Consider the following 25,644-nt stretch of genomic DNA (forward strand, 5'->3'; position numbering starts at 1 on the left):
CCCCCTTGCCGTACGCAGCGACCTTATCCGAGCGTGCGGCGCAGTGCAGCGCCGGGTGGTGACCCCACCGGCGCCGCCGACCCGCACTGTCCTATCAGACCACGAGCATGTCGGGTGTGACTGCCGCTTCCGTATCCGGGATGCCCAGGTCCCGGGCCCGCTTGTCGGCCAGCGCCAACAGCCGGCGGATCCGGCCGGCGATCGCGTCCTTGGTCAGCGGCGGATCGGCCAGCGCGCCCAGCTCCTCCAACGAGGCCTGCCGGTGCTCCAGGCGCAGCCGGCCGGCGGAGGTGAGGTGGTTGGGCGCGTCCTCGGCGAGGATCTCCAGCGCCCGGGTCACCCGGGCGGCGGCGGCGACCGCGGCCCGCGCCGAGCGGCGCAGGTTGGCGTCGTCGAAGTTGGCCAGCCGGTTGGCGGTGGCCCGCACCTCGCGGCGCACCCGGCGCTCCTCCCAGGCCAGCACGCTGGAGTGGGCACCGATGCGGGTGAGCAGCGCGGCGATCGCGTCACCGTCCTTGACCACCACCCGGTCCACGCCGCGCACCTCGCGGTTCTTGGCGGTGATGCCGATCCGCCGGGCCGCGCCCACCAGGGCCAGCGCGGACTCCGGGCCTGGGCAGGTGATCTCCAGCGCGCTGGAGCGGCCCGGCTCGGTCAGCGAGCCGTGCGCCATGAACGCGCCGCGCCAGGCCGACACCGCGCAGCAGACGTTCGCGGCGACGACGTGCGGCGGCAGCCCCCGCACGGGACGTCCGCGCACGTCGAGCAGCCCGGTCTGCCGCGCGAGGGCCTCACCGTCCTTGACCACCCGCACGATGAAGTGGCTGCCCTTGCGCAGGCCACCGGACGCGAGCACGTGGATCTCACTCGGATAGCCGTAGACCTCCGCGATCTCCCGTCGCAGCCGCCGGGCCACCGCCCCCGTGTCGAGTTCGGCCTCCACCACGACCCGACCGGAGACGATGTGCAGCCCGCCGGCGAAGCGCAGCAGCGCCGCCATCTCCGCCCGCCGGCAGCAGGGCTTGGGCACGTCGACCCGACTCAGCTCGTCCTTGACCGCAGCCGTCATCGCCATTGTGCGTCCCCTCACGGACCTGTTCCGGCGTGTCGCCGGAGATTACGTACGTGTCTAACGATCGGCGCCCAGGACAGGCACCAGTGCGGCGCCCAGGGCGGCCGGATCATGACGGGGAGTGCCGTCGGTGACCGCGACGGGAGCGAGGACCAGGCGGGCACCCAGCGATTCTGCCGCACGTTCGACCGGTTCGGGGTCACCCGCCGCCTTGGAATCGGCGACCACACGGTCGACCCTCAGCTCCGGCAGGTACGAGCGCAGCGCGGCCAGATGGTCAGCCTGGGAGAGCCCGGAGGTCTCCTTCTCGGCGGCGAGGTTCAGCGTGACGAGCCGCCGCGCCGGGCTGGCGACGATCGCGGCGGCGAGCTGCGGCACCAGCAGGTGCGGCAGCACGCTCGTGTACCAGCTGCCCGGCCCGAAGATCAGCCAGTCGGCCGTGCCGATCGCGGCGACCGCCTGCGGGCAGGCCTCCGGCGCGGCCGGGGTGAGCCGCAACGACTCCACCCGGCCGGTGGTCACCGCGACCTGGTGCTGGCCCGTGATCGTGCGCACCTCGTCCGGCCGGCTCGGGTCGGCGCCGCGTACCCGCGCCTCGATCCCCACCGGCTCGCACGACATCGGCAGCACCCGGCCGACCGCGCCGAGCATCGCGCCGGCGTGCTCCAGGGCGGCCACCGGGTCGCCGAGCAGCTCCATCAGCCCGCAGAGCACCAGGTTGCCCACCGCGTGCCCGGCCAGCCCGCCAGCCTCGGGGCCCGCCCGCCCGGCCGCACCGGCACCCGCGCGTCCTCCGGCGACCCCGGCCGGCTCCGGGCCGGAAGGGGCCCGCCCGGTACCGGAGACCCGGGGGCGCCCCGCCGGTCCGCCCCCGGCGGGAGCCGGGCCGCCGGGGGGCGGCACCTCAGCGTAGCGGTGTTGGAAGAGCTTGGCGCTGCGCCGGGTGGCCGGATGGTCGCCGGCCAACGCGACCAGCGCCTGCCGCAGGTCGCCCGGGGGCAGGCCGCCCCGCTCGGCCCGCAGCCGGCCGCTCGAGCCACCGTCGTCGCCGACGGTGACCACCGCCGTGATGTCGAGGTCCAGCTCGGGGGCGCAGCGGCGCAGGGCGCGTAGCGAGGCGGACAGGCCGTGCCCGCCGCCGAAGGCGACCACACGCGTCGCCGTCACTCGCGCCCCAGGTCGCGGTGCTGCGCGTTCGCGGCCAGACCGGAGTGGCGCAGCCGGGCGGCCAACTCCTCGGCGATGGCCACGCTGCGGTGCTTGCCGCCGGTGCAGCCGACCGCCACCGTCAGGTAGCGCTTGCCCTCCCGCTCGAAGCCGACGGTGGTCGCGTTGACCAGGTCGGCGTACGACCCGACGAAGGCGTCCGCGCCCTCCTGCCCCAGCACGTACGAGCTGACCGCCTCCTCCCGGCCGGTGTGCTCGCGCAGTTCCGGCACCCAGTACGGGTTCGGCAGGAAGCGGGCGTCGAGCACGAAGTCGGCGTCCGGCGGCAGGCCGTACTTGAAGCCGAAGGAGAGCACGGTGACCCGCAGCCGGCGGGCGTCCTCGCCGCCGAAGAGCTCCTCGACGCGGCGACGCAGCTGGTTGACGTTCAGGTGGCTGGTGTCGATGATCACGTCGGCCTGGTCGCGGGCCTCCTCCAGCAGGCCGCGCTCGACCGCGATGCCGTCGGCGAGCCGCCCGTCGCCCTGCAACGGGTGCGAACGCCGGACGCTCTCGAACCGCCGGATCAGCACCTCGTCGTCGGCGTCGACGAAGACCACCCGGGGCGAGAAGCCGCGCTCCTTCAGCTCCCGGATCGCCCCCGCCAGGTCGGTGGAGAAGGCGCGCGAGCGCACGTCCAGCACCATCGCCGTACGCCGGGCCGCCCCGCCCGCCTTGAACGCCAGCTCGGCCATGTCGAGCATGAGTGCCTGCGGCAGGTTGTCCACCACGTAGAACCCGACGTTCTCCAACGCCCTCGCCACCGTGCTGCGGCCGCCGCCGGAGAGCCCGGTGACCACCACCAGGGTGGTGTCCGACTCCGCCGGTGTCTGCTGCCCGGTCACCGTCTCGCCCCGTTCCTCGGCCGTACGCGCCTCGCTCACCCACTACCCCCAAGCCGTGGCGCCGCGGCCGGCACCCCCGGCCGCGCGTGGTCAATCAGCGACTCTATCCCGCACCACTCGCGCGTTGCCGGCACGTCCCTGGCCGCCGCCGTGGTGGCGTCCGCCCCGGCGGAGGGTCGGACCCGGGCGCGAGGGTCGTGCTCCCGACAGGCGGACCCCTTGATGACGATCAGTCAACGTCCATACGCTGCACGTGATCGCCGCAGGTGGCGACTGGTTTCTGGGAGGCGGGATGCACGATCTGGCGGAGAAGAACAAATACGTCGGCTTCCTGTTCATGAGGATCAACCCGGAGTACTTCGCCCTGGGCCGGGAGGGCATCCACGAGGTCTCCGCCGAGCACGCCCGCGACCTGGGCCGCTTCGCCAAGCAGCTCACCCACGTGGTCTGCACCGGGGTCAACGGTCGCTACGACCAGGTGACCATGGTCGAGGCGGACACCCTGGAGGAGATCAACGCGGCGGCCACGGCGTTCCGGATGGGCAACAAGGCCCGCTACATCGAGATCGTCGACATCGTGGTCGGGATGAAGGCCCCGCCGCGCGGGCTGGCCAAGCGTTCCGCCCAGCCCGACTGAGCGACCCGGAGGACCGCCGGGCCGCGACGCTCCGGTCCGGCGGTCCGCCCTGATCCGCGACCCGCCCGCTCGGGTCCGCCGGCTGTCGGGGGAGGTTCGTAGAATCCCCGGATGGCTTCCCCCACCGACCTGCGCTCCGCCGACGCCCTGGAGGTGTTGCGCCGGGTCTTCGGCTACGACGCCTTCCGCGGCTTCCAGCAGGAGGTGATCGACCACGTGGTGGCCGGCGGCGACGCGCTGGTGCTGATGCCCACCGGCGGCGGCAAGTCGCTGTGCTACCAGATCCCCGCGCTGGTCCGCGACGGCGTGGCGGTGGTGGTCTCCCCGCTGATCGCGCTCATGCAGGACCAGGTCGACGCGCTGACGGCGGTCGGCGTCCGGGCCGGCTTCCTCAACTCGACCCAGGATCTCGACGCCCGCCGGGTGGTGGAACGGGCCTTCGTCGGCGGCGAGCTGGACCTGCTCTACCTCGCCCCGGAGGCGTTGGGCACCCGAGGGGTGCAGCAGCTGCTCGACCGGGGCAGGATCGCCCTGTTCGCCATCGACGAGGCGCACTGCGTGTCGCAGTGGGGGCACGACTTCCGCCCCGACTACCTCGCCCTGTCGATGCTGCACGAGCGCTGGCCCGACGTGCCCCGCATCGCGCTCACCGCCACCGCGACCAGCGCGACCCGCGACGAGATCGCGACCCGGCTCAAGCTCACCGACGCCCGGCACTTCGTGGCCAGCTTCGACCGGCCCAACATCCAGTACCGGATCGTGCCCAAGCGCGAGCCGCGCAAGCAGCTGCTGAGCCTGCTGCGCGACGAGCACCCCGGCGACGCGGGCATCGTCTACTGCCTGTCGCGCGCCTCGGTGGACAAGACGGCGGAGTTCCTCACCGCCAACGGCGTCGCCGCGCTGCCCTACCACGCCGGCCTGGACGCGGCGACCCGCGCGCGCAACCAGCAGCGCTTCCTGCGCGAGGACGGCCTGGTGATGGTGGCGACCATCGCGTTCGGCATGGGCATCGACAAGCCCGACGTCCGGTTCGTCGCCCACCTCGACCTGCCGAAGTCGGTCGAGGGCTACTACCAGGAGACCGGTCGCGCCGGGCGCGACGGGCTGCCGTCGACCGCCTGGCTGGCGTACGGGCTCCAGGACGTGGTGCAGCAGCGCAAGATGATCGAGACCTCCGACGGGGACCTCGCCCACCGGCGCAACCTCGCCGCCCACCTCGACGCGATGCTCGCCCTCTGCGAGACGGTCCGCTGCCGGCGCGGCCAACTGCTCGACTACTTCGGCGAGAAGGCGACCGCCGCCTGCGGCAACTGCGACACCTGCCTCAGCCCGCCGGAGTCCTGGGACGGCACCGTCGCGGCCCAGAAGCTGCTCTCCACCATCTTCCGGCTCGACCGGGAACGCAACCAGCGCTTCGGTGCGGGGCACTGCGTCGACATCCTGCTCGGCCGCACCACCGACAAGGTCACCCAGTACGGCCACGACTCCCTGACCGTCTTCGGCATCGGCGGCGAGCTGCGCGAGGCCGAGTGGCGCGGCGTGGTGCGGCAGCTGCTGGCCGAGGGACTGCTGGCCGTCGAGGGCGACTACGGCACGCTGGCCCTCACGGAGGCCAGCGCGGAGGTGCTGGGCCGCCGCCGCACGGTGATGATGCGCCGCGAGCCGGAGAAGGTCACCTCGTCCCGGTCGGCGAAGCCACGCGGGGCGGCCACCGTCGTCGCCGAGTTGTCCCCGACCGCCGCCGGGGTCTTCGAGCGGCTGCGCGCCTGGCGGGGGGCCACCGCCAAGGAGCAGGGCGTCCCGGCGTACGTGATCTTCCACGACGCCACGCTGCGGCAGATCGCCACCGACGCGCCCACGTCGCTGGCCGAGCTGTCCGCGGTCAGCGGCGTCGGCGAGAACAAGCTCGCGAAGTACGGCGAGCAGATCCTGGCCGTCCTGGCCGAGTAGCCGTCGGCCTGCCGGACGCGCACCGCCCGGCCGACGCGGTCAGTCCGCCGCCGGGGCCTTCGCCTCGCCGCCCAGCGCGGCGAGGATCGCCTCGGCGGTGCGCCGGCCCACGCCGGGCACCTCGGTGATCTCCTCCACGGTGGCGGCGGAGAGCCGCTTGAGCGAGCCGAAGTGCCGCAGCAGCGCCTTGCGCCGCACCTCCCCCAGGCCGGGCACCCGGTCGAGCGCCGACTCGGTCATCCGCTTGGAGCGCCGCTGGCGGTGGAAGGTGATGGCGAAGCGGTGCGCCTCGTCGCGCACCCGTTGCAGCAGGTAGAGCCCCTCCGAGGTGCGCGGCAGGATCACCGGGAACTCGTCGTCGGGCAGCCAGACCTCCTCCAGCCGCTTGGCCAGGCCGCACAGCGCCACGTCGTCGACGCCCAGCTCCGCGAGCGCCTGGGCCGCCGCCGCGACCTGCGGCGCGCCGCCGTCGACCACCACCAGCTGCGGCGGGTACGCGAACCGGCGGGGGCGTCCGGTGGTCGGGTCGATCAGGACGCCGACGGTGCGCTCGTCGGACCCGCCGGACTCGTCGGACCCGCCGGGCTCGCGGGGCCCACCGGACCCGCCGGGCTCGTGGGGCCCGCCGGACCCGCCGGGTTCGTGGGGATCGCCGGGCGCGGGCTGCCCGGCCGGGGCGACGGGGTCGTCGGCCGGCTCGACGCCCGCCTCGCCGGTCTCGGCGCGGGCGTCGAGGTAGCGCGCGAAGCGGCGGCGCAGCACCTCGGACATGGCGGAGAGGTCGTCGGTGGCGCCCCGGATGATGAAGCGCCGGTATTCGCTCTTGCGGGGCAGCCCGTCCTCGAAGACGACCATGCTCGCCACCACGTCGGTGCCCTGCATCTGGGAGATGTCGAAACACTCGATGCGCAACGGCGAGGTGCGCATGTCGAGCGCCTCGGTGATCTCGTCGAGCGCCTTGCTGCGGGTGGTCAGGTCGCCGGCCCGGCGCAGCTTGTGCCGGGCCAGGGCGTCCTTGGCGTTGCGCTCGACCGTCTCCAGCAGCGACCGCTTGTCGCCGCGCTGCGGCACCCGCAGGCTCACCCGGCTGCCCCGGTGACCGGAGAGCCAGTCGGCCAGCGCGTCGGCGTCGGCGGGCAGCGCCGGCACGAGCAGCTCGCGCGGCACGTCGGCCTCGCCCTGCTCACCGCCGTAGACCTGGGTGCAGAAGTGGTGCACCAGGTCGCCCGTGCTGAGCTCCTCGGTCTTCTCCACCACCCAGCCGCGCTGGCCACGGACCCGGCCGTCGCGCACGTGGAAGACCTGGACGGCCGCTTCGAGGGGGTCGTCGGCGAACGCGACCACGTCGGCGTCGGTGCCGTCGCCGAGCACGACGGTCTGCTTCTCCATCGCCCGGCGCAGCGCGGCCACGTCGTCGCGCAACCGGGCCGCCCGCTCGAACTCCAACTGCTCGCTGGCCTCGGTCATCTCCCGTTCGAGCCGGCGCACCATCGTGTCGGTGCGGCCGCCCATGAAGTCGCAGAAACCGTCGACGATCTCCCGGTGCCGCTCGGGGGTGACGCTGCCGACGCAGGGGGCCGAGCACTTGCCGATGTAACCCAGCAGGCAGGGGCGGCCCACCTGGCTGGCGCGCTTGAACACCCCCGCCGAGCAGGTGCGCGCCGGGAAGACCCGCAGCAGCAGGTCGAGCGTCTCGCGGATCGCCCAGGCGTGCGAGTAGGGCCCGAAGTAGCGCACCCCCTTGCGCTTGGCGCCCCGCATCACCTGCAACCGGGGGAACTCCTCGTCGAGGGTGACCGCGAGGTAGGGGTAGGACTTGTCGTCGCGGTAGCGGACGTTGAAACGCGGGTCGTACTGCTTGATCCAGGTGTATTCGAGCTGGAGCGCCTCGACCTCGGTGCCGACGGTGACCCAGTCCACCGACTCCGCGGTGGTGACCATCTGCTGGGTGCGCTGGTGCAGGCCCCACAGGTCGGCGAAGTAGGAGTTGAGCCGGCTGCGCAGGTTCTTCGCCTTGCCGACGTAGATCACCCGGCCGGTGCCGTCGCGGAACCGGTAGACCCCCGGTGACTCCGGGATGGTGCCGGGCGCGGGACGGTAGGTCGAGGGGTCAGCCACGGCAGCAAGCCTAGTCCGCGCCCCCGACAGCTCCCCGGACGCCGCGTCCCCGCCCCGCCCCGCCCGCCGGCCGTGCCACGCCCCGGTCGTGCCGGCCGTCCCAGGCCGGGGGCGAGCCCCCGACGGCGGTGAAATTGCGGTGCCGCCGGAAACGCTCCCCGCTAACATCCGCCCCTGGCGGAGGCGACGCGAGGGGAGCACGGGGACATGGGCGCGAACCCCGCGGGACGCAGCCGAGGGGGTGCCGTCCTCGTGGCGGCGCTCACCGTCGACTCGGTCGGCAACGGGCTCTTCCTGCCCCTGTCGCTGGTGTACTTCCTGCGGCTCACCGACGTGCCCCTGGCGCTGCTCGGGGTGCTGCTCAGCGCGGCGACCGTGCTCACCCTGCCGGTGCCGCTGTGGGCGGGATCGCTGGCGGACCGGATCGGGGCGCTGCCCGTGGTCGTCGCCTCCCAACTGCTCCAGGCCGCCGGCTACCTGGCGTACGCCTGGGTGGGCGGGCCCGTCGGCGTCTTCGTGGCGGCGGCGCTGGTCGCCGTCGGCGTGCGGTTCTTCTGGTCCGCCGTCTTCACGGCGGTCGCCGACTACGCCGACGGCAGCCCGGGCGGCTGGGCCCGGGACACCTGGTACGCGATCAGCAACGGCGCCCGTACCGCCGGCCTGGCGGTGGGGGGCCTGACCACGGGCGTGGTGGTGGCCGACGGGCGGGCCGGCACCTACCGCGCGGTGGCCTACGCGGCGGCGGCCTGCTTCGCCCTCGCCGCGGTGCTCATCGCCGCCCGGGTGCGGATCCCGCCGGCCACCGACCGCCCGGCGGGATCCGGGCGGGGCGGGTACGCCACGCTGCTGCGGGACCGCCCGTTCCTCGCCCTCATCGGCCTGAACACCGTCTTCGCGCTGAGCACCATGATGCTCGGCCTGGCCCTGCCCACGATGATGCTCACGGACCTGCGGGGCCCCGCGTGGCTGACCTCCGCCGTCCTGGCCGGCAACGCGTTCCTCGTCGCCGTGCTGTCGGCGCCCGTCGGCGCCCGCCTGCCGCAGCACCGCCGCACCCGTGCGGTCGCGCTGGCCGCCGCCCTCTGGACGCTCTGGGGCCTCGCCATGGCGACCCTCGGCCCGGGGCGCCTCGGCGTGGTGGCCGCGCTGCTGGTCGCGGCGACGCTGCTGTTCACCGTCGCGGAACTGGTGCACGCGCCGGCGTCCGCCGCGCTGGCCGCGGCCGCCGCCCCGATCGCCGCCCGGGGCCGCTACCTGGCGGCCTTCCAGTATTCCTTCGCCCTCGCCTCGATGGTCGCGCCGGCCTTCTTCGGCACCCTGTACGAGGTCGACACCGCCGCGCCCTGGCTGGTGCTGGCGCTGCTCAACGCCGTCGGCGTCGCCGGCATCCTGCTGCTGGAGCGGAGCCTGCCGCCGGCCGCCCTGCGCGAGCCGCCGCCGACGGGCGAGCGGCCGCCGACGGGCGAGCGGCGGGCAGCGGGCGAGCGGACGTCGGTGGTCGACGCGGGCGCCGCCGCGGACTGAGCGGGGCCGGCGGCCCGGTTCGGGTCGCCGGCCGCACCCGACGGGTCAGGCCAGCGAGATCTGGTCGCCGGTGACCTTGACGTTCTTCGGCGGCAGCGGCTTGGTGGCCGGGCCGCCCTTCACCGAGCCGTCCTCGATCGAGAACTTGCTGAAGTGGCAGGTGCAGTTGATGGTGCCGCCGTCGACGTTCGTCACCGGGCAGCCCTGGTGGGTGCAGATCGAGTCGAACCCCTTGAACTCGCCCTCGCGCGGCTGGGTGATCACCACACCCTGGGCGGGATAGACCGTGCCGCCGCCGACCGGGATGTCGGCCGTACGGGCCAGCGACTGCGCGCCCTGGCGGTCGCCGCCGCCGGCGTCACCGGTGCTGGGCACCGGCGGGCCGCCGCTGGTCGGGGCCGCCCCGTCGCCGGAGTCGTCGCTGCCGCAGGCGGCCAGGACCACCGCCGCGCCGACCGCGCCCGCGCCCGTGAGGAGGGCGCGGCGCGTCCGCGTCGCCGGCCCGGTCAGCCCCTGATCGTCACTCATGCCTCGCCCTTCTCTCGGCTGCCGCCGCCTGGTCATGATCCGCGGCCACACTCGGGTACACGGATCACTCTGCCCGACGGTTCACCGGATCGGCGACCGAGGGGCCACCCGGGGTGGGCCGTGGGCCCGCCCCGGATGGCCCCGTCGGCGATCAGTCCCCTGCCGGCGGCCGAACGGCGTGACCGGGCGACTGCCCGGGCTGGTGTCGATCGCGCCGTCCCTGGTCGTCGCCTTGGTCGACCGCACCCACACGACCTGGGGAGCGTGCCGTCAGCGCGCCTCGGCCCGCGCCTTGCGGGGGCGCGTGGCCTTGGTGCCGTTGGCCTTCGCCGCCCGGGAGGTGGCCGCCGCCGCACCCTTCGCGTCGCCGTCGAGCTTGAGCACCTGGCGCAGGAAGTGGCCGGTGTGGCTGCCGGGCACCTCGGCGACCTCCTCGGGGGTGCCGGTGGCGAGCACCGTGCCGCCCCGGTGACCGCCCTCGGGGCCCATGTCGATCAGCCAGTCGGCCGTCTTGATCACGTCGAGGTTGTGCTCGATGGTGATCACCGTGTTGCCCTTGTCGACCAGCCCCTCGAGCACCATCAGCAGCTTGCGGATGTCCTCGAAGTGCAGGCCGGTGGTGGGCTCGTCGAGGACGTAGACCGTCCGCCCGGTCGAGCGCTTCTGCAACTCGGAGGCGAGCTTGACCCGCTGCGCCTCACCGCCGGAGAGCGTGGGCGCGGGCTGGCCGAGCCGGACGTAGCCGAGGCCGACGTCGACAAGCGTCTTGAGGTGCCGATGGATGGCCGGGATGGCGGAGAAGAACTCGGCCGCCTCCTCGATCGGCATCTCCAGCACGTCGGAGACGGTCTTGCCCTTGTAGTGCACCTCCAGGGTCTCCCGGTTGTAGCGGGCGCCCTTGCAGACCTCACACGGGACGTACACGTCGGGCAGGAAGTTCATCTCGATCTTGATCGTGCCGTCGCCGGAGCACGCCTCGCAGCGGCCGCCCTTGACGTTGAACGAGAACCGGCCGGGGCCGTAGCCCCGGACCTTGGCCTCGGTGGTCTCGGCGAAGAGCTTGCGGACGTGGTCCCAGACCCCGGTGTAGGTGGCCGGGTTGGAGCGCGGGGTGCGGCCGATCGGCGACTGGTCGACGCCGACCACCTTGTCGACGTGCTCCAGCCCCGAGACCCGGGTGTGCCGGCCGGGCACCAGTCGGGCCCCGTTGATCTGGTTGGCCAGCACCGCGTAGAGGATGTCGTTGACCAGCGTCGACTTGCCGGAGCCGCTGACCCCGGTGACGGCGATGAGCTGGCCCAGCGGGAACGACACGGTCAGGTTGCGCAGGTTGTGCTCGCGCGCGCCGTGCACCACCAGCTCCCGGTCCGGGGTCTGCGCGCGGCGCCCCTGCGGCGTCGGGATCGAGCGGCGGCCCGACAGGTAGGCCCCGGTCACCGACTCCGGGTTCTCCAGCAGCGCCGGCACGGAGCCGCTGTGCACGATCTTGCCGCCGTGCTCGCCCGCGCCCGGGCCGATGTCGACGATCCAGTCGGCGGTGCGGATCGTGTCCTCGTCGTGCTCGACGACGATCAGCGTGTTGCCCAGGCCGCGCAGCCGGACCAGGGTCTCGATCAGCCGGTGGTTGTCGCGCTGGTGCAGCCCGATCGACGGCTCGTCGAGGACGTAGAGCACCCCGACCAGGCCGGAGCCGATCTGGGTGGCCAGCCGGATGCGCTGCGCCTCGCCGCCGGAGAGGGTGCCGGCCGGGCGGTCCAGGGAGAGGTAGTCGAGGCCGACGTCGAGCAGGAACTTCAGCCGGGCGTTGATCTCCTTGAGCACCCGCTCGGCGATCATCTTCTGCCGGTCGGTCAGCTCGATGCCGGCGAGCAGGTCGGCGGCCTCGCCGACGGAGAGGTTGCAGACCTCGGCGATGCTCCTGCCGGCCAGGGTGACCGCGAGCACCTCGGGCTTGAGCCGAGCGCCACCGCAGGCCGCGCAGGGCACGTCGCGCATGTAGCCCTCGTACTTCTCCCGCGACCACTCCGACTCGGTGTCGGTGTGCCGGCGCTCGATCCACTGCACCACGCCCTCGAAGCCGGTGTAGTAGGAGCGCTCGCGGCCGAACTTGTTGCGGTAGCGCACGTGCACCTGGTCGTCGGAGCCGTGCAGGATCGTCTTCTGCGCCCGCGACGGCAGGGCCCGCCAGGGCGTGTCGACGTCGAAGTGCTCGGCCGCGCCGAGGGCCTCCAGCAGGCGCAGGAAGTATTCCAGGTTGTGCCCGGTCGACCAGGGCTGGATCGCGCCCTCGCGCAGGGTGCGCTCCGGGTCGGGGACGAGCAGCTCGGGGTCGACCTCCTTCTTGGTGCCGAGGCCGGTGCACTCGGGGCACGCGCCGTAGGGCGCGTTGAAGGAGAAGACCCGGGGCTCCAGGTCCTCGATCGCGAGCGGGTGGTCGTTGGGGCAGGCCAGGTGCTCGGAGTAGCGCCGCTCGCGGTCCGGATCGTCCTCGGGCAGGTCGACGAAGTCGAGCAGGACGAGGCCGTTGGACAGGCCCAGGGCGGCCTCGACCGAGTCGGTCAGCCGCTGCTTGGCGCTCGGCTTGACGGTGAGGCGGTCGATCACCACCTCGATGGTGTGCTTCTCCTGCTTCTTCAGCTTCGGCGGCTCGGTCAGCGGGTGCACCACGCCGTCGACGCGGGCCCGCGCGTAGCCCTTGGCCTGGAGCTCGGCGAAGAGGTCGACGTACTCGCCCTTGCGGCCGCGCACCACGGGCGAGAGCACCATGAACTTGGTGCCCTCGGTCATTGCGAGGACCCGGTCGACGATCTGCTGCGGCGTCTGCCGGGAGATCCGCTCGCCGCAGACCGGGCAGTGCGGCTCGCCGATGCGGGCGAAGAGCAGCCGGAGGTAGTCGTAGACCTCGGTGATGGTGCCCACCGTCGAGCGCGGGTTGCGCGAGGTGGACTTCTGGTCGATGGAGACCGCCGGGCTCAGGCCCTCGATGAAGTCGACGTCCGGCTTGTCCATCTGGCCGAGGAACTGCCGCGCGTACGACGACAGCGACTCGACGTAGCGGCGCTGCCCCTCGGCGAAGATCGTGTCGAAGGCCAGGCTCGACTTGCCCGACCCGGAGAGCCCCGTGAACACGATCAGGGCGTCCCGGGGCAGGTCGAGACTGACGTCACGCAGGTTGTGCTCGCGCGCGCCACGGATGATCAGTCGGTCGGCCACTGTCCGTGTACTCCCGGGTGAAGAAGATGAGGAGAAATTGTCCGCTCCAAGGCTGGTCTGAGCGGTTGTCTGAGTGGTTGTGGGCGCGCAGAAAGGCGCCTCGGCAACTCTAGCCCCGAGGTACGACAACTTCCCTCGTCGGCACATTCCCCCAGCTCAGCCCGGTCCGCCGCGCCCGAGGAAGCCGGTCCGCCGCGCCCGATGAAGCCGGTCCTCAGCGCCCGAGGAAGCGGGTCGCCGCGCCCGAGGAAGCCGGCCCGCAGCGGGCGGAGAAGCCGGCCCTGAAGAAACGGGCGGGACCGGTCGTCGACCGGTCCCGCCCGTGCGTACCTGCGTCAGGGGCGGGCCGCCCGCCGCCGGCCCGCGCGCCAGCCGCCGCGCCGCTGCGCGGCCAGCCGGACCTCCCGCCGCCGGCTCTCGAAGGCCAACTCACGCTGGAGCTTGCGCCAGCTCTCCCAGCGCCGCGCCGGCAGCTCGCCGGTCTCCAGCGCCTCGCGCACCGCGCAGGCGGGCTCCCCGTCGTGCCCGCAGTCGGCGTACCGGCAGCCGGTGGCCAGCTCTGCGATGTCCGCGAACGCCCGGTCCAGCCCCGCCGAGCCGTCGAGCAGGCCGACCGCCCGTACCCCCGGGGTGTCCAGCACGGCGCCACCGCCGGGCACCGGGAGCAGCGCCCGCCAGGTGGTGGTGTGCCGGCCCTTGCCGTCGACGCGCCGGATCGCCTGCGTCGGCATCAGCGCCGCCCCGGCCAGCGCGTTGACCAGGCTCGACTTGCCCGCGCCGGACGGGCCGAGCAGGCCGAGCGTGCGGCCGGGCGCCACCTCGGCGCGCAGCGGGTCGAGCCCGGTGCCGTGCTCGGCGCTGACGGCCAGCACCGGCACCCCGGGGGCGATCCCGGTGAGCTGGCGCGCGACGGCCTCCGGGTCGGCCGCCAGGTCGGCCTTGGTGAGCACGACCAGCGGCCGGGCGCCGGACTCGTGCGCCAGGGAGAGCAGCCGTTCGATCCGGCCGACGTCCGGCTCGGGGTGCACGGGCTCCACCACGGCGGCGGCGTCGAGGTTGGCGGCCAGCACCTGGCCGCTGGCGTCCTTGCCGGCGGTCCGTCGGACGAGGGCGGTGCGCCTCGGCAGCACCGCCTCCACGGTGACGTTGCGGTCGGGCCAGGTGCCCAGCAGCACCCAGTCCCCCGCGCAGGGCAGGTGGGTCAGGTCGCGGGCGGCGGCGGCCAGGACCGCCCCGCCCAGGGTGGCGCGGACCGGGCCGTCCGCGCAGAGCACGGTGCAGACGCCGCGGTCCACCCGGGCCACCCGGCCCGGTCGGTGCCCGCCGCGTCGCGGTACGTGTGCCGCCCGCTCGGCATCCCAGCCGAGGGCGGTCAGGTCGATGGTCATGGCATCCTCATCGGTGTCGGAGCGGTTGACGCACGCGTGCTGCTGCCGGCATGGTCATCACCTCCCCGCCGCCCGGTGCCGCGTTCCACGCCGACGGTAGGACGCGCCGCGACGCGCCGAAAGCGATTTCCCCGGCGACGCGAAGTCCCCCGGCGGATAGGGTCGGTGGGTGACCACGGATCCGCTTCTGCTGACGGGCGAGGTGGACGCGGCCACGGACCGTCTGCTGCGGACCGCGGCCGCCCTCGACGACACCGGCCTCGCCGCCGCCTCGCTGCTGCCGGCGTGGAGCCGGGGGCACGTCCTGGCCCACCTGGCCCGCAACGCCGACGGCTTCGTCAACCTGCTCGTCGCGGCCCGCACCGGCGAGCCGATCCCGATGTACGCCTCCGCGGCGGCCCGGGACGCCGACATCGAGGCCGGGGCGGCCCGCCCGCCCGCCGCCCACCTGGACGACCTGCGCCGATCGGCCGTCCGGTTCGCCGAGGCGGTCGCCGCGATGCCGGTCGAGGCGTGGGCGGCCACCGTCCAGACGCGGCGCGGCCCCTGGCCGGCGGCCATGCTGGTCTGGGGCCGGCTGCGCGAGATCGAGGTGCACCACGTGGACCTCGACACCGGCTACCGGCCGTCCGACTGGCCCGAGGCGTTCGGCCACCGGCTGCTGCACGAGGTGGTCGCCGACCTCGCCGGCCGCGCCGACGTGCCGCCGATGGTGCTGCGCTTCGACGGCAGCCGGCACGAACTGGTCGTCGGCGACCGGGCCGCCGCGCCCACGGTCACCGGTGCCGCCCCCGAACTCGCCGCCTGGCTGATCGGCCGCAGCCCGGGCACCGTGCTGACCGTCACCCCCGACGGCCCCCTGCCGCAACCACCGGAATGGATATAGACGACCTCATGACCTACAGCGGAGACGTCACGCCCGGCGGCGCGCCGGCCGTACGCGAGCTCGACCGGCTCACCATCACGAAGGTGTCGGTGGGCCCGATGGACAACAACGCCTACCTGCTGCGCTGCCGGGCCACCGGCGAGCAGGTGCTGATCGACGCCGCCAACGAGGCGCCCCGGCTGCTCGAACTGGTCGGCGACGCGGGGCTGGCCACGGTGGTCACCACCCACCAGCACATGGACCACTGGGTGGCGCTGGAGGAGGTGGTCGCCAAGACCGGCGCCCGCCCCCTGGTGCACGCCGACGACGCCGCCGGGCTGCCGATCGAGGCCGGGACGCTCGCCGACGGCGACAGCGTGCCCGTGGGCGAGTGTGCGCTGGAGGTCATCCACGTCAAGGGGCACACCCCCGGCTCGATCGCGCTGCTCTACCGCGACCCGGCGGGGTCGCCGCACCTGTTCACCGGCGACAGCCTCTTCCCGGGCGGGGTCGGCAACACCGACAAGGATCCGGAGCGGTTCTCCGCGCTCATCGACGACGTCGAGCACAAGCTCTTCGACCGGCTGCCCGACGAGACCTGGTTCTACCCGGGCCACGGCAAGGACAGCACGCTCGGCGCGGAACGCCCCGCGCTGCCCCAGTGGCGCGCCCGGGGCTGGTGAACCTCAGCGGGGCCGGGCGCGATCCGCGCCCGGCCCCGCTCCCCCCGTCGGTCCCCCCGCTCCCCCCGTCGGGTTCCTCGGCTTTCCGCAGCCCCGTCGGGCGCCGGTCAGGCCCCGGTGACCGCGCGCACTCGACGCCGCGTGCCCATCAGCACCACGCCCGCCAGCAGCAGGCCGACCGCCATGGTGACCAGCATCGGGCTGGACTCGCCCGGCAGCAGCCCGGCGAGCGACCGCGAGGCGGTGCCCAGCACCAGGTAGAGCCCGGCCCAGGCCGCCGCGCCGAGCGTCGCGCAGCCGAGAAAGCGCGGGTACGACATCCGCAGCCCGCCCGCCGCCAGCGGCAGCAGCGCGTTGAACACCGGCAGGAAGGGCGCGACCAGCACCATCCGGCCGCCCCCGCGCTGGAGCATCCCCTCCGCCGCCGCCCAGCGTGCCTCGCCGATCCAGTCGCCGAGGCGGCTGTGCCGCAGGCGATCGCCGTACCGGCGACCGGCGAGGAAGCTCAGCGACCAGCCGGCGAGGCAGCCGGCCACCACCACGGCGAAGGTGGCGGCCCCGGTGGTCGGGCCGCCGACGCCCATCGCGGCCAGGATCGCCACGTCGCCGGGGACCAGCACCCCGAGCAGCGGTACGGCGTCGAAGAGCATCACCACCCCGAGCACCCCCATGAGCAGGGTGGTGGGGAGCTCTCCGATCTGGGTCAGCCAATCCGCCATGCCCGTACGCTATGGCCGCCCGGCCACCCGGGGCATCGGGTCCGGTCCCCCACCGCCCCCTGGTATCGGGCTCGGGGTCGACCCTGAGAGCCCGGGGTCACCGGGGGCGCAGCACCTGCACCCGGCGCACGGTCGAGTCCACGGATGGCTCGGTGGTCGGCACGGGGTAGCTCGCCACCGTAGCCAGCACGCCCGGCGGCAGGTGGCCCCGCCCGGGATCGCCCACCAGCACCTCGGCGCCGCCCGCGGCCGCCCGTCGCAGGAAGGGCAGCACCCGCGCCGCCATCGTCGCGTCGTAGAGCACGTCCCCGGCCAGCAGCAGGTCCACCCCGTCGAGATCGCTGTCGAGCAGGTCGCCGCCGGTGGTCGCGACCGTCACGTCGTTGGCCCGGGCGTTGACGGTGACCGCCGCGACCGCGTACGGGTCGATGTCGTTGGCGACCACCCGCTCGGCGCCGGCCAGCGCGGCCGCGATCGCCACCAGGCCGGACCCGGCGGCGAGGTCGAGCACCCGGCGGCCGGCCGCGAGGTCGGGGTGGTCGAGCAGGTGGCGCGCGAGGGCCTGGCCACCGGCCCAGACCGAGGCCCAGTACGGCGCGGGCAGGGCGTGCCCGGCCTGCGCCTCCATCCGGGCCCACCAGACGATGGCGTCCTCGGCCAGGTGCAGCCGGACCTCGGGGACGAACGGGATCCGCACCAGCCGGAGCCGGTCCAGCCCGCCCCCGGGAGCGTCGATCTCCCGCTCGATCTCGGTCAGCGCGTCGGCTGTGGCACCCTTCATCGGGGCAAGCATGCCCCAGCCGACCTCGCTCCGCCCGGCTTTCGCGTCGCCGCGCCGAGAGTTCGGCCAGCGAATCGGGGTTCGGCCGGTTACTCTCGGGGTGGCACCGGGCGATCATCGGTCGACGACCGAGGTTCACCCGCTTTGGAACAGGGAGAGATGCATGGCAACCGGCACGGTTAAGTGGTTCAACTCGGAAAAGGGCTTCGGCTTCATCGAGCAGGATGGCGGAGGGCCGGACGTGTTCGTCCACTACTCGGCCATCGCGTCGAGCGGTTACCGGGAGCTGAACGAGGGCCAGAAGGTTGAGTTCGAGGTGACCCAGGGTCAGAAGGGTCCGCAGGCGGACAACGTCCGTCCGCTGTAGATCCCGTGCCGGTGGCGGCGGCCGACTGACGGCCGCCGCCGCAGCGCGTATTCAGGGCCGCTTCGGCGCGACGGGCAGGTCCCGTCGCCGCCGTAGCGGCCCGATCAGCAGGATCGCCGGCGTGAGCGCGAGCCAGGCCGTCATCACCGCGATCGCGGTGCCGGCCCCGTAGGCCGCGCCGATCGTCCCGGCCAGCACGGCGGCCAGCGGGATCATGCCGTAGTTGAGCATCTGCATGCTCACCGTGACGCGGCCCAGCAGTTGGTGTGGCGTGTAGGTCTGGCGGAAGCTCCCCTTGAGCACGTTGCCCACCGCCACCCCGAGGCTGACCAGCATCCCGCCGATCGCCGGCAAAGCGAGTCGGCCGCCGGGTCCGGCGAGCGGGATCAGCAACGCCGGCGGCCCGGTGAACACCGCCGCCAGGAGCATGGCCCGGGCGGTGCCGAGCCGACGGCCGAGCAGGGTGGCCGACAGCGCGCCGACGATGCCGCCGAGACTCATCGCCGCGACCAGCGCGCCCACCGGGGCCGGCGCGAGTCGCGCCTCCCGGACCAGGAAGACCACCAGGACCGCCTGGTAGCCGACCAGGCCGACGTTGCTGGCGGCCCCGAAGGCCGTGAGCACCCGCAGGTACGGGTCCCGGGCGACGAACCGGATCCCCTCGCCGATCTCCCGCCGCAGCGACCGCGCGGGCCCGACGCGCTCGGGACGCCGCTCGACGGTGCGGATGCGCAGCAGGCAGGCGGCGGAGAACAGGAAGCTCAGCGCGTCGAGCAGCAGCGCGGTGACGGCGCCGGCGGCCTGTGCGACCACGCCGGCGAGACCGGGGCCGAGCACGTAGCTCGCGGTCTGGGTGGCCTGGAGCTTGGCGTTGCCCTCCGGCACCTGCTCGGGGCGCAGCAGCACGGGCAGGTAGACCTGGTCGGCTGTCTCGAAGAAGACCCGGGCCAGGCCGGCGCCCAGCGCCACCACCAGCAACTGCGTCACGGTCAGCACGCCGAGCACGGCGGCGGCGGGGACGCTGAGGAACAGCAGTGCGGAGACCAGGTCGCAAACGATCATCACCGGCCGGCGCGGCAACCGGTCCACCCAGGCCCCGGCCGGCAGGCCGACGAGCAGCCACGGCAGCCAGGCGGCGGCGGTGAGCACCGCGACGCCGAAGGTGCTGGCGTCGAGCACGGTCACCGCGACCAGGGGCAGCGCCACGGCGGTGACGTTGCTGCCGACGGCGCTGGCCGTCTGCGCGGCCCAGAGCAGCCGGAAGTCCCGGTGCCGCAGCAGCCCTCCCCGGGGCACCGCCGCTGCCGCCGGCCGACCGGCGGGCCGTACCGCCGGCCCGGTCGCGGGGTCGGCGCCCGGGCGGGGCGCGTCTGCCGGCGGGGCGGCGGCGGTACGGGTCGGCGGGGTGGTGCCGGCGGGCGGCGTCACGGCGTGGCCGGGATCCCGTAGGCGAACAGGAAGACCGGCTCGCGTTTCCGCCCGTCGTCGGGCACGTCCCGGTCGCCCCACCGGGCGAGCACCTCGTTCAGCTCGCCGGCCAGCTGGGCGAGTTCGGCATCGGTCAGGTGCAGCCAGCGGTCCGTGGAGAACGGTCCCTGCGACCAGGCGGCCCGGCTGTCCTCGTCGGTGGCGTGCCAGGCGCGGGCGAGGGCGACGTGCCGGTCCAGGTTGAGCGAGGTGGCGGCGTCGGCGACGGCCCGGGCGGCGGGGTCGTCGAAGTCCGACTGGGACCAGCGGACACCCCGGGTGACCAGGCGCCACCAGCGTTCGCGCCGGTCGCGGGCCAGCTCGGGCGCCTCCTCGACCAGTTCGGCGCCGGCCAGCACCTTGAGGTGGTGGCTGACGTTCGCCGGCGCCTGCGCGGTCCGCTCGGCGAGCAGGCCGACGGTGGACGGGCCGTGCACCTTGAGCACGTCCATCAGCCGGCGGCGCAGCGGATGGGACAGCGCGGCGAGCACCCGCGAGTCGGTCACGTGGCGTACGTCGGGGTTCGTCATGCCGCCAGCCTGACATCGGCAACGACAGTTGCGCAACATGTATTGCACAACTGCCGTTGCCGATTACCTCGTCACGCCCGGCCGCCCCGGCCTCGCGCGTCCGTCGGCCCGCCGGGCCTGAACGCGCCCGCCGGACGCGGCGGGGTCAGGCCGCCAGGCGGCGGGCCAGTTCGTCGGTGACCTGCTGGGCGATGGTGGGCGGGATCGCCTCCGCGATCTGCTCCGGCGAGAGGCCGGCGAGCACACCGGCGATGATCGCCTGCTCGTCGCTGAAGTCGCTCTCGGACAGAGCCTTGACCTGGGCGACCAGGGCCGGGTACGCCTGCGCCATCGCGAGCAGGAGCATCAACGGCGACTCCGCCAGCGGCGGCGTCAGCAGACCCGGCGTCCCGACGGGCGAGATCAGCCAGTTGCGCAGGTTCTCCAGGTCGGCGAGGACCTGGCCGACCGTACGGGTGGGCGACCCCGTGTTGTAGACGAGCTTGTCGGTCTGTTCCATGTCGGACTCCTCTGCTGGCGGTGCGATCAATCCGATGGTCGTCAGGTAGCGGCGGAACAGCGGGGTCTGGTCCCGGTTCGCCTTGATCGAGTCGCGGAAGAAGCTGAAGTGGGTGTGCCACAGGTGGGAGTTGTCCCCGCTCGTCCGCTTGCGCAGGCGGTCCCACCGCCGGACGACCTTGCCGTCCGGGGAGTAGATGATCTCGCGGAGGTCCCGGCTGTCCGGGGTGCCCGCGGTGCACTGCGCGACGCACCAGGTGGAGAAGCTGCGGAGGTCGTGCGCCCGTCCTGCGACGACGACCCGGAAGAGGCCGACGTCGAGCGCCGCCGCGTCGAGGGTCAGGCCGGAGGAGTCCCGGGGCGATTCGACGACGGAGTAGTCCCTGGGCACCACCCGGTCGGAGCCGCAGTGGTAGCCGCCCCGGTGGGCGGGGTCGCCGACGATGCCGACCTCGGCGGGTTCGAGGTCCTGTTCGCGGACGGTGTCGGGGTCGACGTTGAGGTGGTCGAGCAGCAGGCGGCGGACGGCCAACAGGTTTTGCGGTGCCCGCGTCATGGGTTCCCCCTCGGGGACGGGTTCGGGGCCGGGCACGACCGTGACACCGCGTAGGCGGTGCGGAAGCCTCACGCGCGGGCCCGACCGGCTGGTGCACGGCGTCGGGCAGTGGCCCAACCATAGCCCCGTCGATTGACGAATGCCCAGCTCAGGGCAGTCATTCTCCGCCGGCGGAAACCTGCGACCTCGACGGCATGATCGGTAGGACCACAGCAGACGGACACTGTGGATCGTGCAGGATCTCCCGCCATCCGGCACGCAGGGTGACCGCCGTGCCGAGGGGCTCGCCAGTGCCGGGGTTGCGCGCGTAGCGGGGATGGGCGCCGCCGGAGACCTGCACCCGCAGCCGGTGTCCCGGCGCGAACCGGTGCGCCGTGGGCCAGAGCTCCACCGGCACCCGCACCACGCCGGCCCCGTCGGCGGGGAACCGGTCGGGCGCGACCCGGACCAGGCCGTCGCAGACGTTCCAGGACCGGCCGCGCCGGTCCACGTCGCACAACCGCACGAAGACGTCCAGGTGGGACAGCTCGCTGCGCAGGTGGATCTCGGCGCGTACCGGACCGATCACCTCGACGGGCGCGTCGAGCGGGGCGCTGGTGAAGGTGAGCACGTCGGGCCGGGCCTCGACCGGGCGGTTGTCCACCGGCCCGGCCCGCTGGGCGACCAGCAGCGGCCCGCCGAGGGAGGGCGTCGGGTCGGCCGGGTCGTAGTGGAAGCCGTCCGGCGCCGACGGGACCGGCGCGGCCGTGCTCAGCCCGCCATCCGGGTGCAGGTGCCACGGGGTCGGCACCGCCGGCGGCGGCCAGTCGGGCAGGTCCCGCCAGCCGCCACCGGCACCGCCGACGTGCACCCGCACGGGGGCCGCCGCGCCGGCGCCGGTCGGCCGCCCGGCGAGGTGGGCGTCGAGGTGGTCCAGCCCGTCGCGCAGCGCGGCGAGGAAGAGCCCGGGGCTGCCGTGGGTCCACGGTCCGACGGTCAGCCGGGGCCGGGCGCCGGCCGCGCGCAGCGCCGCGAAGTCGCGCAGCTGGGCCGGCAGGAAGATGTCGTGCCAGCCGCTCACCATCGCCACCGGCGCGTGGACCTCGGCGATCCGGTCGCCGAAGACGCGCGTACGCCAGTAGCCGGCGTCCGGGGTGTGGTGGCGCAGCCACTCCTGGAAGAACGGCACGGTGACGCCGGTGGCCACCCGGTCCGCCTCGGCCAGCGGCAGGTGGGCCAGCGCCGCGACCAGCCGGGGCTGGCCCCGCTTGAGTTCCCACTGCCGGGCCAGCCACGGCACGGTCTGCGCCTGGAGCAGCTCGGCCCAGGTGAGCACGGTGTCGAGGGCGAAGGACTCCCCGGCGTACGTCGAGTCGCGGGTGCCGGAGGCGGTCACCACCGCGACCATCGCGCGCAGCTCCTCCCCGGCGTCAGCGGCCAGGGCCCACTGCACGAAGCCCTGGTAGCTGGCGCCGAACATGCCGAACGCGCCGGTCCACCAGGGCTGGCGGCGCAGCCAGTCGAGGGTGTCGAGGCCGTCCTCGCGCTCGTGCACCAGCGGGGCGAAGGTGCCGCCGGAGCCGAACGTGCCGCGGCAGGACTGGATCACCACGTGGAAGCCGCGTTCGGCGGCGAGCCGGCCGAGCAGCCGCATGGGTCCGCCCCGACCGTACGGGGTGCGGATCAGCACGGTCGGCGCGCCGGGCAGGGCCGGGGCGTAGTGGTCGGTGCGCAGCGGCACGCCGTCGCGTACCCGCACCGCGATGCCCCGGGTGAGGGTGACCCGACGGGTGCGCGCGGGCGGCAACCGCAGCGCGGCGGTGGCGAGGCGGGCTGCCAGCCGGTCGAGCACGACGTCAGCCGTTCGCGCGCCGGGCCGGCTCGTCGCGGGCGGCGCGCACCGCGTCCCGGTGCTCCCCCATCGAGGCGGTCATCGCGGTCATGAACCGGTGCACCACGTCCAGCTCGTCGTCGCTGAAGCCGGCCATCACGTCGTCGGTGCGCCGGCCTAGGGGCCGGAAGAACTCCATGGCCAGCGCGGCGCCCCGCTCGGCGTAGTGCAGGAAGACCTTGCGCCGGTCGGTGGTGTCGCGGTCGCGGCGGATGTGCCCGGCGCGTTCCAGCCGGTCGATCAGGGCGGTGACCGAGCCGGACGACAGGTTGAGCGCCTCGCCCAGGCGGCCGGGGGTGATCGGCCGGCCGACCAGCTCGGCGTCCATCACCGCGATCAGCGCCTGGAGGTCCGTGGCGTTGAGCCCGTGCAGGCCGGCGAATGCGTGCCCGATGTGTTGCGCGTCGACCGAGTAGCGCCGTAGTTCGGCCGAGATCTCGGCGACCAGTCGCTCGCGGCGCGAGTCGCGCCGCCGGTACATGCCGTGACCTGCCACGTCGGTCGCCGCCTCCCGCCCATCCGTTCCGGTTGCAGCATAACTCAGCAGTCGATAATCTCGTTTATCAAGATACTCGACGCCCGACCCTTTGCGTCGTTCGCGAGGTCTTGACCGTCGAAGGAAATCCGTCGAGAGACCGTGAGGGCATCCGAATGTCAGTGTTCACCCGCGTGGCGCGCGGGCGGCTCGCCGCGTGGCTCACCGTGGCCGCCGCGATCGTGTTCGGGGCGGCCGTCTTCGTGCTGCCCAAGCCCGACAACCCGGCGGCCGTCTCCGCCACCGGCCTGTCGGTGGAGTGGCAGTCGACCCAGGTGGAGCGCCTCCAGGACCAACTGCCCTCCCGCGACGTCCAGCCGGCGATCGTCGTGGTCAGCCGCGCCGACCGGGCCGCCCTCACCGAGGCCGACCGCGCGGCCCTGACGGGCCAGTCGGGTGACCTCAACCAGTTCGCCGTCGGCGGTCGCGTCAGCCCGCCGCAGGTCTCCCCCGACGGCACCGTCGCGCTCGTCGCCGTGCCGCTGTCCACCGCCGGCGGGCAGGAGGCGGTCGCGGAGCGGATCGACCAACTCCGCGCGTCCCTGGACGACGCGCCGGCGGGGTTGACCGTGGAGGTCACCGGCGGACCCGCGTTCGCCACCGACCTGACGAAGGTCTTCGCCGGCGCCGACACCACGCTGCTGGCCGTCACCGCCGGCGTCGTGGCGCTGCTGCTGCTCATCACCTACCGCAGCCCGTTCCTGTGGATCGTGCCGCTCGTCGTCGTCGCGGCGACGGAACAGCTCACGCTGCGTGCCCTCGACACGGTCGTCCCGGCCGTCGGCATCAACCTGCCCGGCGGCGCCGTCACCGGCATCGCCAGCGTCCTCGTCTTCGGCGCCGCCACCAACTACGCGCTGCTGCTCATCGCCCGCTACCGCGAGGAGCTACGCCGCGAGGAGGACCGCTTCGTGGCGATGCGCGCCGCGCAGCGGCGGGTCGCCGAGCCCATCCTCGCCAGCGGCTCCACCGTCGTCCTCGGCGTGCTCACCCTGCTGCTGTCGGAGCAGGAGCTCAACCGCGCCCTCGCCGTGGCCTGCGCGACGGGCGTCGTCCTCGCCATGCTCTCGGCGCTGTTCGTCCTCCCGGCGGTCCTGGTGATCTTCGGGCGCGGCCTGTTCTGGCCGTTCGTGCCCCGGGTCGGCGGGGAGATCCGCGAGGGCCGGCTGTGGGGCCGGCTCGGCGCCGCCGTCGAGCGTCGTCCCGTGCCGGTCGCGCTGCTCGCGACGCTGCTGCTCGCCGGGCTCGCCCTCGGCGGGCTGGGCATCCGCACCGGCCTGTCGGAGACCGAGCAGTTCCGGGTCAAGCCGGAGGCGGTCGCCGGCGCGGAGACCCTCGCGCGGTCCTTCCCCGCCGGCACGACCCAGCCGGTCGCCGTGCTCACCACCCCTTCGGCGGTGCGGGCCGTCACGGACACCGCCGCCGGGGTCCCCGGCGTCGCCTCCGCGCGTCCCGGTGAGGCCGGCGCCCAGGTCGCCCAGGTCGACGTCGTGCTCGAGGCCGAGCCCGGCACCGCGGCGGCGAGCCGGGCCGTCGAGGCCCTGCGGGACGCGGTCGCGGCGGTTCCCGGCTCCGCCCCGCCCCCGGTCGAGGGCGCGCCCGCGTTCGACGGCGCGGTGGTCGGCGGCAACGTCGCGGCCACCTACGACGAGAACGAGGCCAACGGCAAGGACCTGCGGCTGATCCTGCCGATCATCCTGCTGCTCGTCGGCGCGGTGCTGGTGCTGCTCCTGCGCGGCCTGGTCGCCCCGCTGCTGCTGGTGCTCACCGTGATCGCGTCGTTCTTCGCCAGCATCGGCGCGTCGTGGCTGCTCTTCGACCACGTGCTCGACATGCCGGCGCTCGACAGCGGCGTCCTGCTGCTGGCCTTCGTGTTCCTCGTGGCGCTCGGCGTGGACTACAACATCTTCCTCGTCACCCGGGCCCGCGAGGACGCCCGGCGCAGCGGCACCCGCGCCGGGATGCTCTCGGCCCTGCGGGTCACCGGCGGCGTCATCACCAGCGCCGGTGTCCTGCTCGCCGCGGTCTTCGCGGTCCTCGGCGTCCTGCCGCTGATCCTGCTGACCCAGATCGGGATCATCGTCTGCATCGGCGTCCTGCTGGACACCCTGCTCGTGCGGACGGTCCTGGTGCCGGCGCTGGCGTTCACGCTCGGCGACCGCTTCTGGTGGCCGGGGCGGGTCGCGCGCAAGCCCGCCGGGGACGGCGACGACGCGCCGACGGGACGCGAGCAGGTGACCACCCGGGACTGACCGGCCCGCCGGAAGGGGCCGTGGCGGCATCGCCACGGCC

Annotated in this window: 21 protein-coding genes; 7 read left to right on the plus strand and 14 right to left on the minus strand. The window is 74.1% G+C overall.

What is annotated here, in order from left to right:
• Positions 1 to 94: 94 nt before the first annotated feature.
• The 3 genes from whiA to rapZ are packed head-to-tail and all read right to left on the minus strand — an operon-like array spanning position 95 to position 3,123.
• Positions 95 to 1,075 carry a DNA-binding protein WhiA gene (gene whiA / locus OG989_RS28830; protein ID WP_088999356.1) on the minus strand — a complete coding sequence of 327 codons (981 nt, stop codon included), beginning with the start codon at positions 1,073 to 1,075 and terminating at the stop codon, positions 95 to 97.
• A gap of 54 nt (positions 1,076 to 1,129) precedes the next feature.
• Entirely contained in the window at positions 1,130 to 2,239 is a 1,110-nt protein-coding gene (locus OG989_RS28835) for a gluconeogenesis factor YvcK family protein (protein WP_327029055.1), read from the minus strand.
• Positions 2,236 to 3,123, minus strand: coding sequence for an RNase adapter RapZ (gene rapZ, locus OG989_RS28840; protein WP_151453375.1), 888 nt, complete (start codon positions 3,121 to 3,123; stop codon positions 2,236 to 2,238). Before rapZ ends, OG989_RS28835 begins: the two co-directional genes overlap by 4 nt.
• A 292-nt stretch (positions 3,124 to 3,415) precedes the next feature.
• On the opposite strand from rapZ, the gene OG989_RS28845 reads away from it, so the two are divergent.
• Positions 3,416 to 3,760, plus strand: a complete 345-nt coding sequence (locus OG989_RS28845; RefSeq protein WP_151453341.1) for a hypothetical protein — start codon at positions 3,416 to 3,418, stop codon at positions 3,758 to 3,760.
• A 111-nt stretch (positions 3,761 to 3,871) separates the two neighbouring features.
• Positions 3,872 to 5,710: a DNA helicase RecQ gene (gene recQ / locus OG989_RS28850; protein WP_327029056.1), complete on the plus strand. Its 1,839-nt coding sequence runs from the start codon at positions 3,872 to 3,874 to the stop codon at positions 5,708 to 5,710.
• A gap of 39 nt (positions 5,711 to 5,749) precedes the next feature.
• Here recQ and uvrC read toward each other — a convergent pair whose 3' ends face one another.
• Complete coding sequence (uvrC, locus tag OG989_RS28855) at positions 5,750 to 7,828, minus strand: excinuclease ABC subunit UvrC (RefSeq protein WP_327029057.1); 2,079 nt, start codon at positions 7,826 to 7,828, stop codon at positions 5,750 to 5,752.
• Positions 7,829 to 8,035: 207 nt separating this feature from the next.
• Here uvrC and OG989_RS28860 point away from each other — a divergent pair, with 207 nt between their 5' ends.
• Positions 8,036 to 9,352 (plus strand): MFS transporter, encoded by a 1,317-nt coding sequence (locus OG989_RS28860; protein ID WP_327029058.1) that lies wholly within the window; start codon positions 8,036 to 8,038, stop codon positions 9,350 to 9,352.
• Positions 9,353 to 9,397: 45 nt separating this feature from the next.
• Here the strand turns inward: OG989_RS28860 and OG989_RS28865 are convergent, their stop codons facing one another.
• The 3 genes from OG989_RS28865 to rsgA all read right to left on the minus strand — a co-directional run bounded on the left by OG989_RS28865 (position 9,398) and on the right by rsgA (position 14,481).
• Positions 9,398 to 9,880: a Rieske (2Fe-2S) protein gene (locus OG989_RS28865; protein ID WP_327029059.1), complete on the minus strand. Its 483-nt coding sequence runs from the start codon at positions 9,878 to 9,880 to the stop codon at positions 9,398 to 9,400.
• A 270-nt stretch (positions 9,881 to 10,150) separates the two neighbouring features.
• The gene (gene uvrA / locus OG989_RS28870; protein WP_327029060.1) at positions 10,151 to 13,093 is read right to left on the minus strand and encodes an excinuclease ABC subunit UvrA; all 2,943 of its coding nucleotides are present in this window, start codon (positions 13,091 to 13,093) and stop codon (positions 10,151 to 10,153) included.
• A gap of 335 nt (positions 13,094 to 13,428) precedes the next feature.
• Positions 13,429 to 14,481, minus strand: a complete 1,053-nt coding sequence (gene rsgA, locus OG989_RS28875) for a ribosome small subunit-dependent GTPase A (RefSeq protein WP_327029061.1) — start codon at positions 14,479 to 14,481, stop codon at positions 13,429 to 13,431.
• Between the two features lie 169 nt (positions 14,482 to 14,650).
• Here rsgA and OG989_RS28880 point away from each other — a divergent pair, with 169 nt between their 5' ends.
• The gene (locus OG989_RS28880) at positions 14,651 to 15,367 is read left to right on the plus strand and encodes a maleylpyruvate isomerase family mycothiol-dependent enzyme (protein ID WP_327029062.1); all 717 of its coding nucleotides are present in this window, start codon (positions 14,651 to 14,653) and stop codon (positions 15,365 to 15,367) included.
• 8 nt (positions 15,368 to 15,375) lie between these two features.
• A complete protein-coding gene (locus tag OG989_RS28885) occupies positions 15,376 to 16,029 on the plus strand; it encodes an MBL fold metallo-hydrolase (RefSeq protein ID WP_327029063.1) in 654 nt (217 codons plus the stop codon).
• Between the two features lie 107 nt (positions 16,030 to 16,136).
• On the opposite strand, the gene OG989_RS28890 is transcribed toward OG989_RS28885, so the two are convergent.
• Positions 16,137 to 16,748, minus strand: a complete 612-nt coding sequence (locus OG989_RS28890) for a DedA family protein (RefSeq protein ID WP_151457700.1) — start codon at positions 16,746 to 16,748, stop codon at positions 16,137 to 16,139.
• Positions 16,749 to 16,845: 97 nt separating this feature from the next.
• Positions 16,846 to 17,529 (minus strand): class I SAM-dependent methyltransferase, encoded by a 684-nt coding sequence (locus tag OG989_RS28895; RefSeq protein WP_370519022.1) that lies wholly within the window; start codon positions 17,527 to 17,529, stop codon positions 16,846 to 16,848.
• A 163-nt stretch (positions 17,530 to 17,692) separates the two neighbouring features.
• On the opposite strand from OG989_RS28895, the gene OG989_RS28900 reads away from it, so the two are divergent.
• The gene (locus OG989_RS28900) at positions 17,693 to 17,896 is read left to right on the plus strand and encodes a cold-shock protein (RefSeq protein ID WP_088961229.1); all 204 of its coding nucleotides are present in this window, start codon (positions 17,693 to 17,695) and stop codon (positions 17,894 to 17,896) included.
• 51 nt (positions 17,897 to 17,947) lie between these two features.
• Here OG989_RS28900 and OG989_RS28905 read toward each other — a convergent pair whose 3' ends face one another.
• The 5 genes from OG989_RS28905 to OG989_RS28925 form a co-directional block, all read right to left on the minus strand.
• On the minus strand, positions 17,948 to 19,324 hold the full coding sequence (locus tag OG989_RS28905) for an MFS transporter (RefSeq protein WP_327029064.1): 1,377 nt from the start codon (positions 19,322 to 19,324) through the stop codon (positions 17,948 to 17,950).
• The gene (locus OG989_RS28910) at positions 19,321 to 19,893 is read right to left on the minus strand and encodes an ArsR/SmtB family transcription factor (protein ID WP_151455658.1); all 573 of its coding nucleotides are present in this window, start codon (positions 19,891 to 19,893) and stop codon (positions 19,321 to 19,323) included. Before OG989_RS28910 ends, OG989_RS28905 begins: the two co-directional genes overlap by 4 nt.
• Positions 19,894 to 20,038: 145 nt before the next feature.
• Positions 20,039 to 20,947, minus strand: a complete 909-nt coding sequence (locus tag OG989_RS28915) for a hypothetical protein (RefSeq protein ID WP_151455657.1) — start codon at positions 20,945 to 20,947, stop codon at positions 20,039 to 20,041.
• A 157-nt stretch (positions 20,948 to 21,104) separates the two neighbouring features.
• Positions 21,105 to 22,778: a CocE/NonD family hydrolase gene (locus OG989_RS28920; protein WP_327029065.1), complete on the minus strand. Its 1,674-nt coding sequence runs from the start codon at positions 22,776 to 22,778 to the stop codon at positions 21,105 to 21,107.
• A gap of 4 nt (positions 22,779 to 22,782) precedes the next feature.
• On the minus strand, positions 22,783 to 23,298 hold the full coding sequence (locus OG989_RS28925; protein WP_151455655.1) for a MarR family winged helix-turn-helix transcriptional regulator: 516 nt from the start codon (positions 23,296 to 23,298) through the stop codon (positions 22,783 to 22,785).
• 170 nt (positions 23,299 to 23,468) lie between these two features.
• On the opposite strand from OG989_RS28925, the gene OG989_RS28930 reads away from it, so the two are divergent.
• The gene (locus tag OG989_RS28930; RefSeq protein WP_151455654.1) at positions 23,469 to 25,604 is read left to right on the plus strand and encodes an MMPL family transporter; all 2,136 of its coding nucleotides are present in this window, start codon (positions 23,469 to 23,471) and stop codon (positions 25,602 to 25,604) included.
• The last annotated feature ends 40 nt before the right edge of the window (positions 25,605 to 25,644 follow it).

It is taken from the genome of Micromonospora sp. NBC_01740, from assembly GCF_035920365.1.
GTDB lineage: Bacteria > Actinomycetota > Actinomycetes > Mycobacteriales > Micromonosporaceae > Micromonospora > Micromonospora reichwaldensis.

What these genes read in the sequence shown, in the direction of transcription:
- OG989_RS28895 (WP_370519022.1), bottom strand. Translation starts at nt 17,529, where the DNA reads ATGAAGGGTGCCACAGCCGACGCGCTGACCGAGATCGAGCGGGAGATC.
- OG989_RS28900 (WP_088961229.1), top strand. Translation starts at nt 17,693, where the DNA reads ATGGCAACCGGCACGGTTAAGTGGTTCAACTCGGAAAAGGGCTTCGGC.
- OG989_RS28890 (WP_151457700.1), bottom strand. Translation starts at nt 16,748, where the DNA reads ATGGCGGATTGGCTGACCCAGATCGGAGAGCTCCCCACCACCCTGCTC.
- OG989_RS28925 (WP_151455655.1), bottom strand. Translation starts at nt 23,298, where the DNA reads ATGTACCGGCGGCGCGACTCGCGCCGCGAGCGACTGGTCGCCGAGATC.
- OG989_RS28865 (WP_327029059.1), bottom strand. Translation starts at nt 9,880, where the DNA reads ATGAGTGACGATCAGGGGCTGACCGGGCCGGCGACGCGGACGCGCCGC.
- OG989_RS28910 (WP_151455658.1), bottom strand. Translation starts at nt 19,893, where the DNA reads ATGACGAACCCCGACGTACGCCACGTGACCGACTCGCGGGTGCTCGCC.
- OG989_RS28860 (WP_327029058.1), top strand. Translation starts at nt 8,036, where the DNA reads ATGGGCGCGAACCCCGCGGGACGCAGCCGAGGGGGTGCCGTCCTCGTG.
- rsgA (WP_327029061.1), bottom strand. Translation starts at nt 14,481, where the DNA reads ATGACCATCGACCTGACCGCCCTCGGCTGGGATGCCGAGCGGGCGGCA.
- OG989_RS28915 (WP_151455657.1), bottom strand. Translation starts at nt 20,947, where the DNA reads ATGACGCGGGCACCGCAAAACCTGTTGGCCGTCCGCCGCCTGCTGCTC.
- OG989_RS28845 (WP_151453341.1), top strand. Translation starts at nt 3,416, where the DNA reads ATGCACGATCTGGCGGAGAAGAACAAATACGTCGGCTTCCTGTTCATG.
- whiA (WP_088999356.1), bottom strand. Translation starts at nt 1,075, where the DNA reads ATGGCGATGACGGCTGCGGTCAAGGACGAGCTGAGTCGGGTCGACGTG.
- recQ (WP_327029056.1), top strand. Translation starts at nt 3,872, where the DNA reads ATGGCTTCCCCCACCGACCTGCGCTCCGCCGACGCCCTGGAGGTGTTG.
- OG989_RS28930 (WP_151455654.1), top strand. Translation starts at nt 23,469, where the DNA reads ATGTCAGTGTTCACCCGCGTGGCGCGCGGGCGGCTCGCCGCGTGGCTC.
- OG989_RS28885 (WP_327029063.1), top strand. Translation starts at nt 15,376, where the DNA reads ATGACCTACAGCGGAGACGTCACGCCCGGCGGCGCGCCGGCCGTACGC.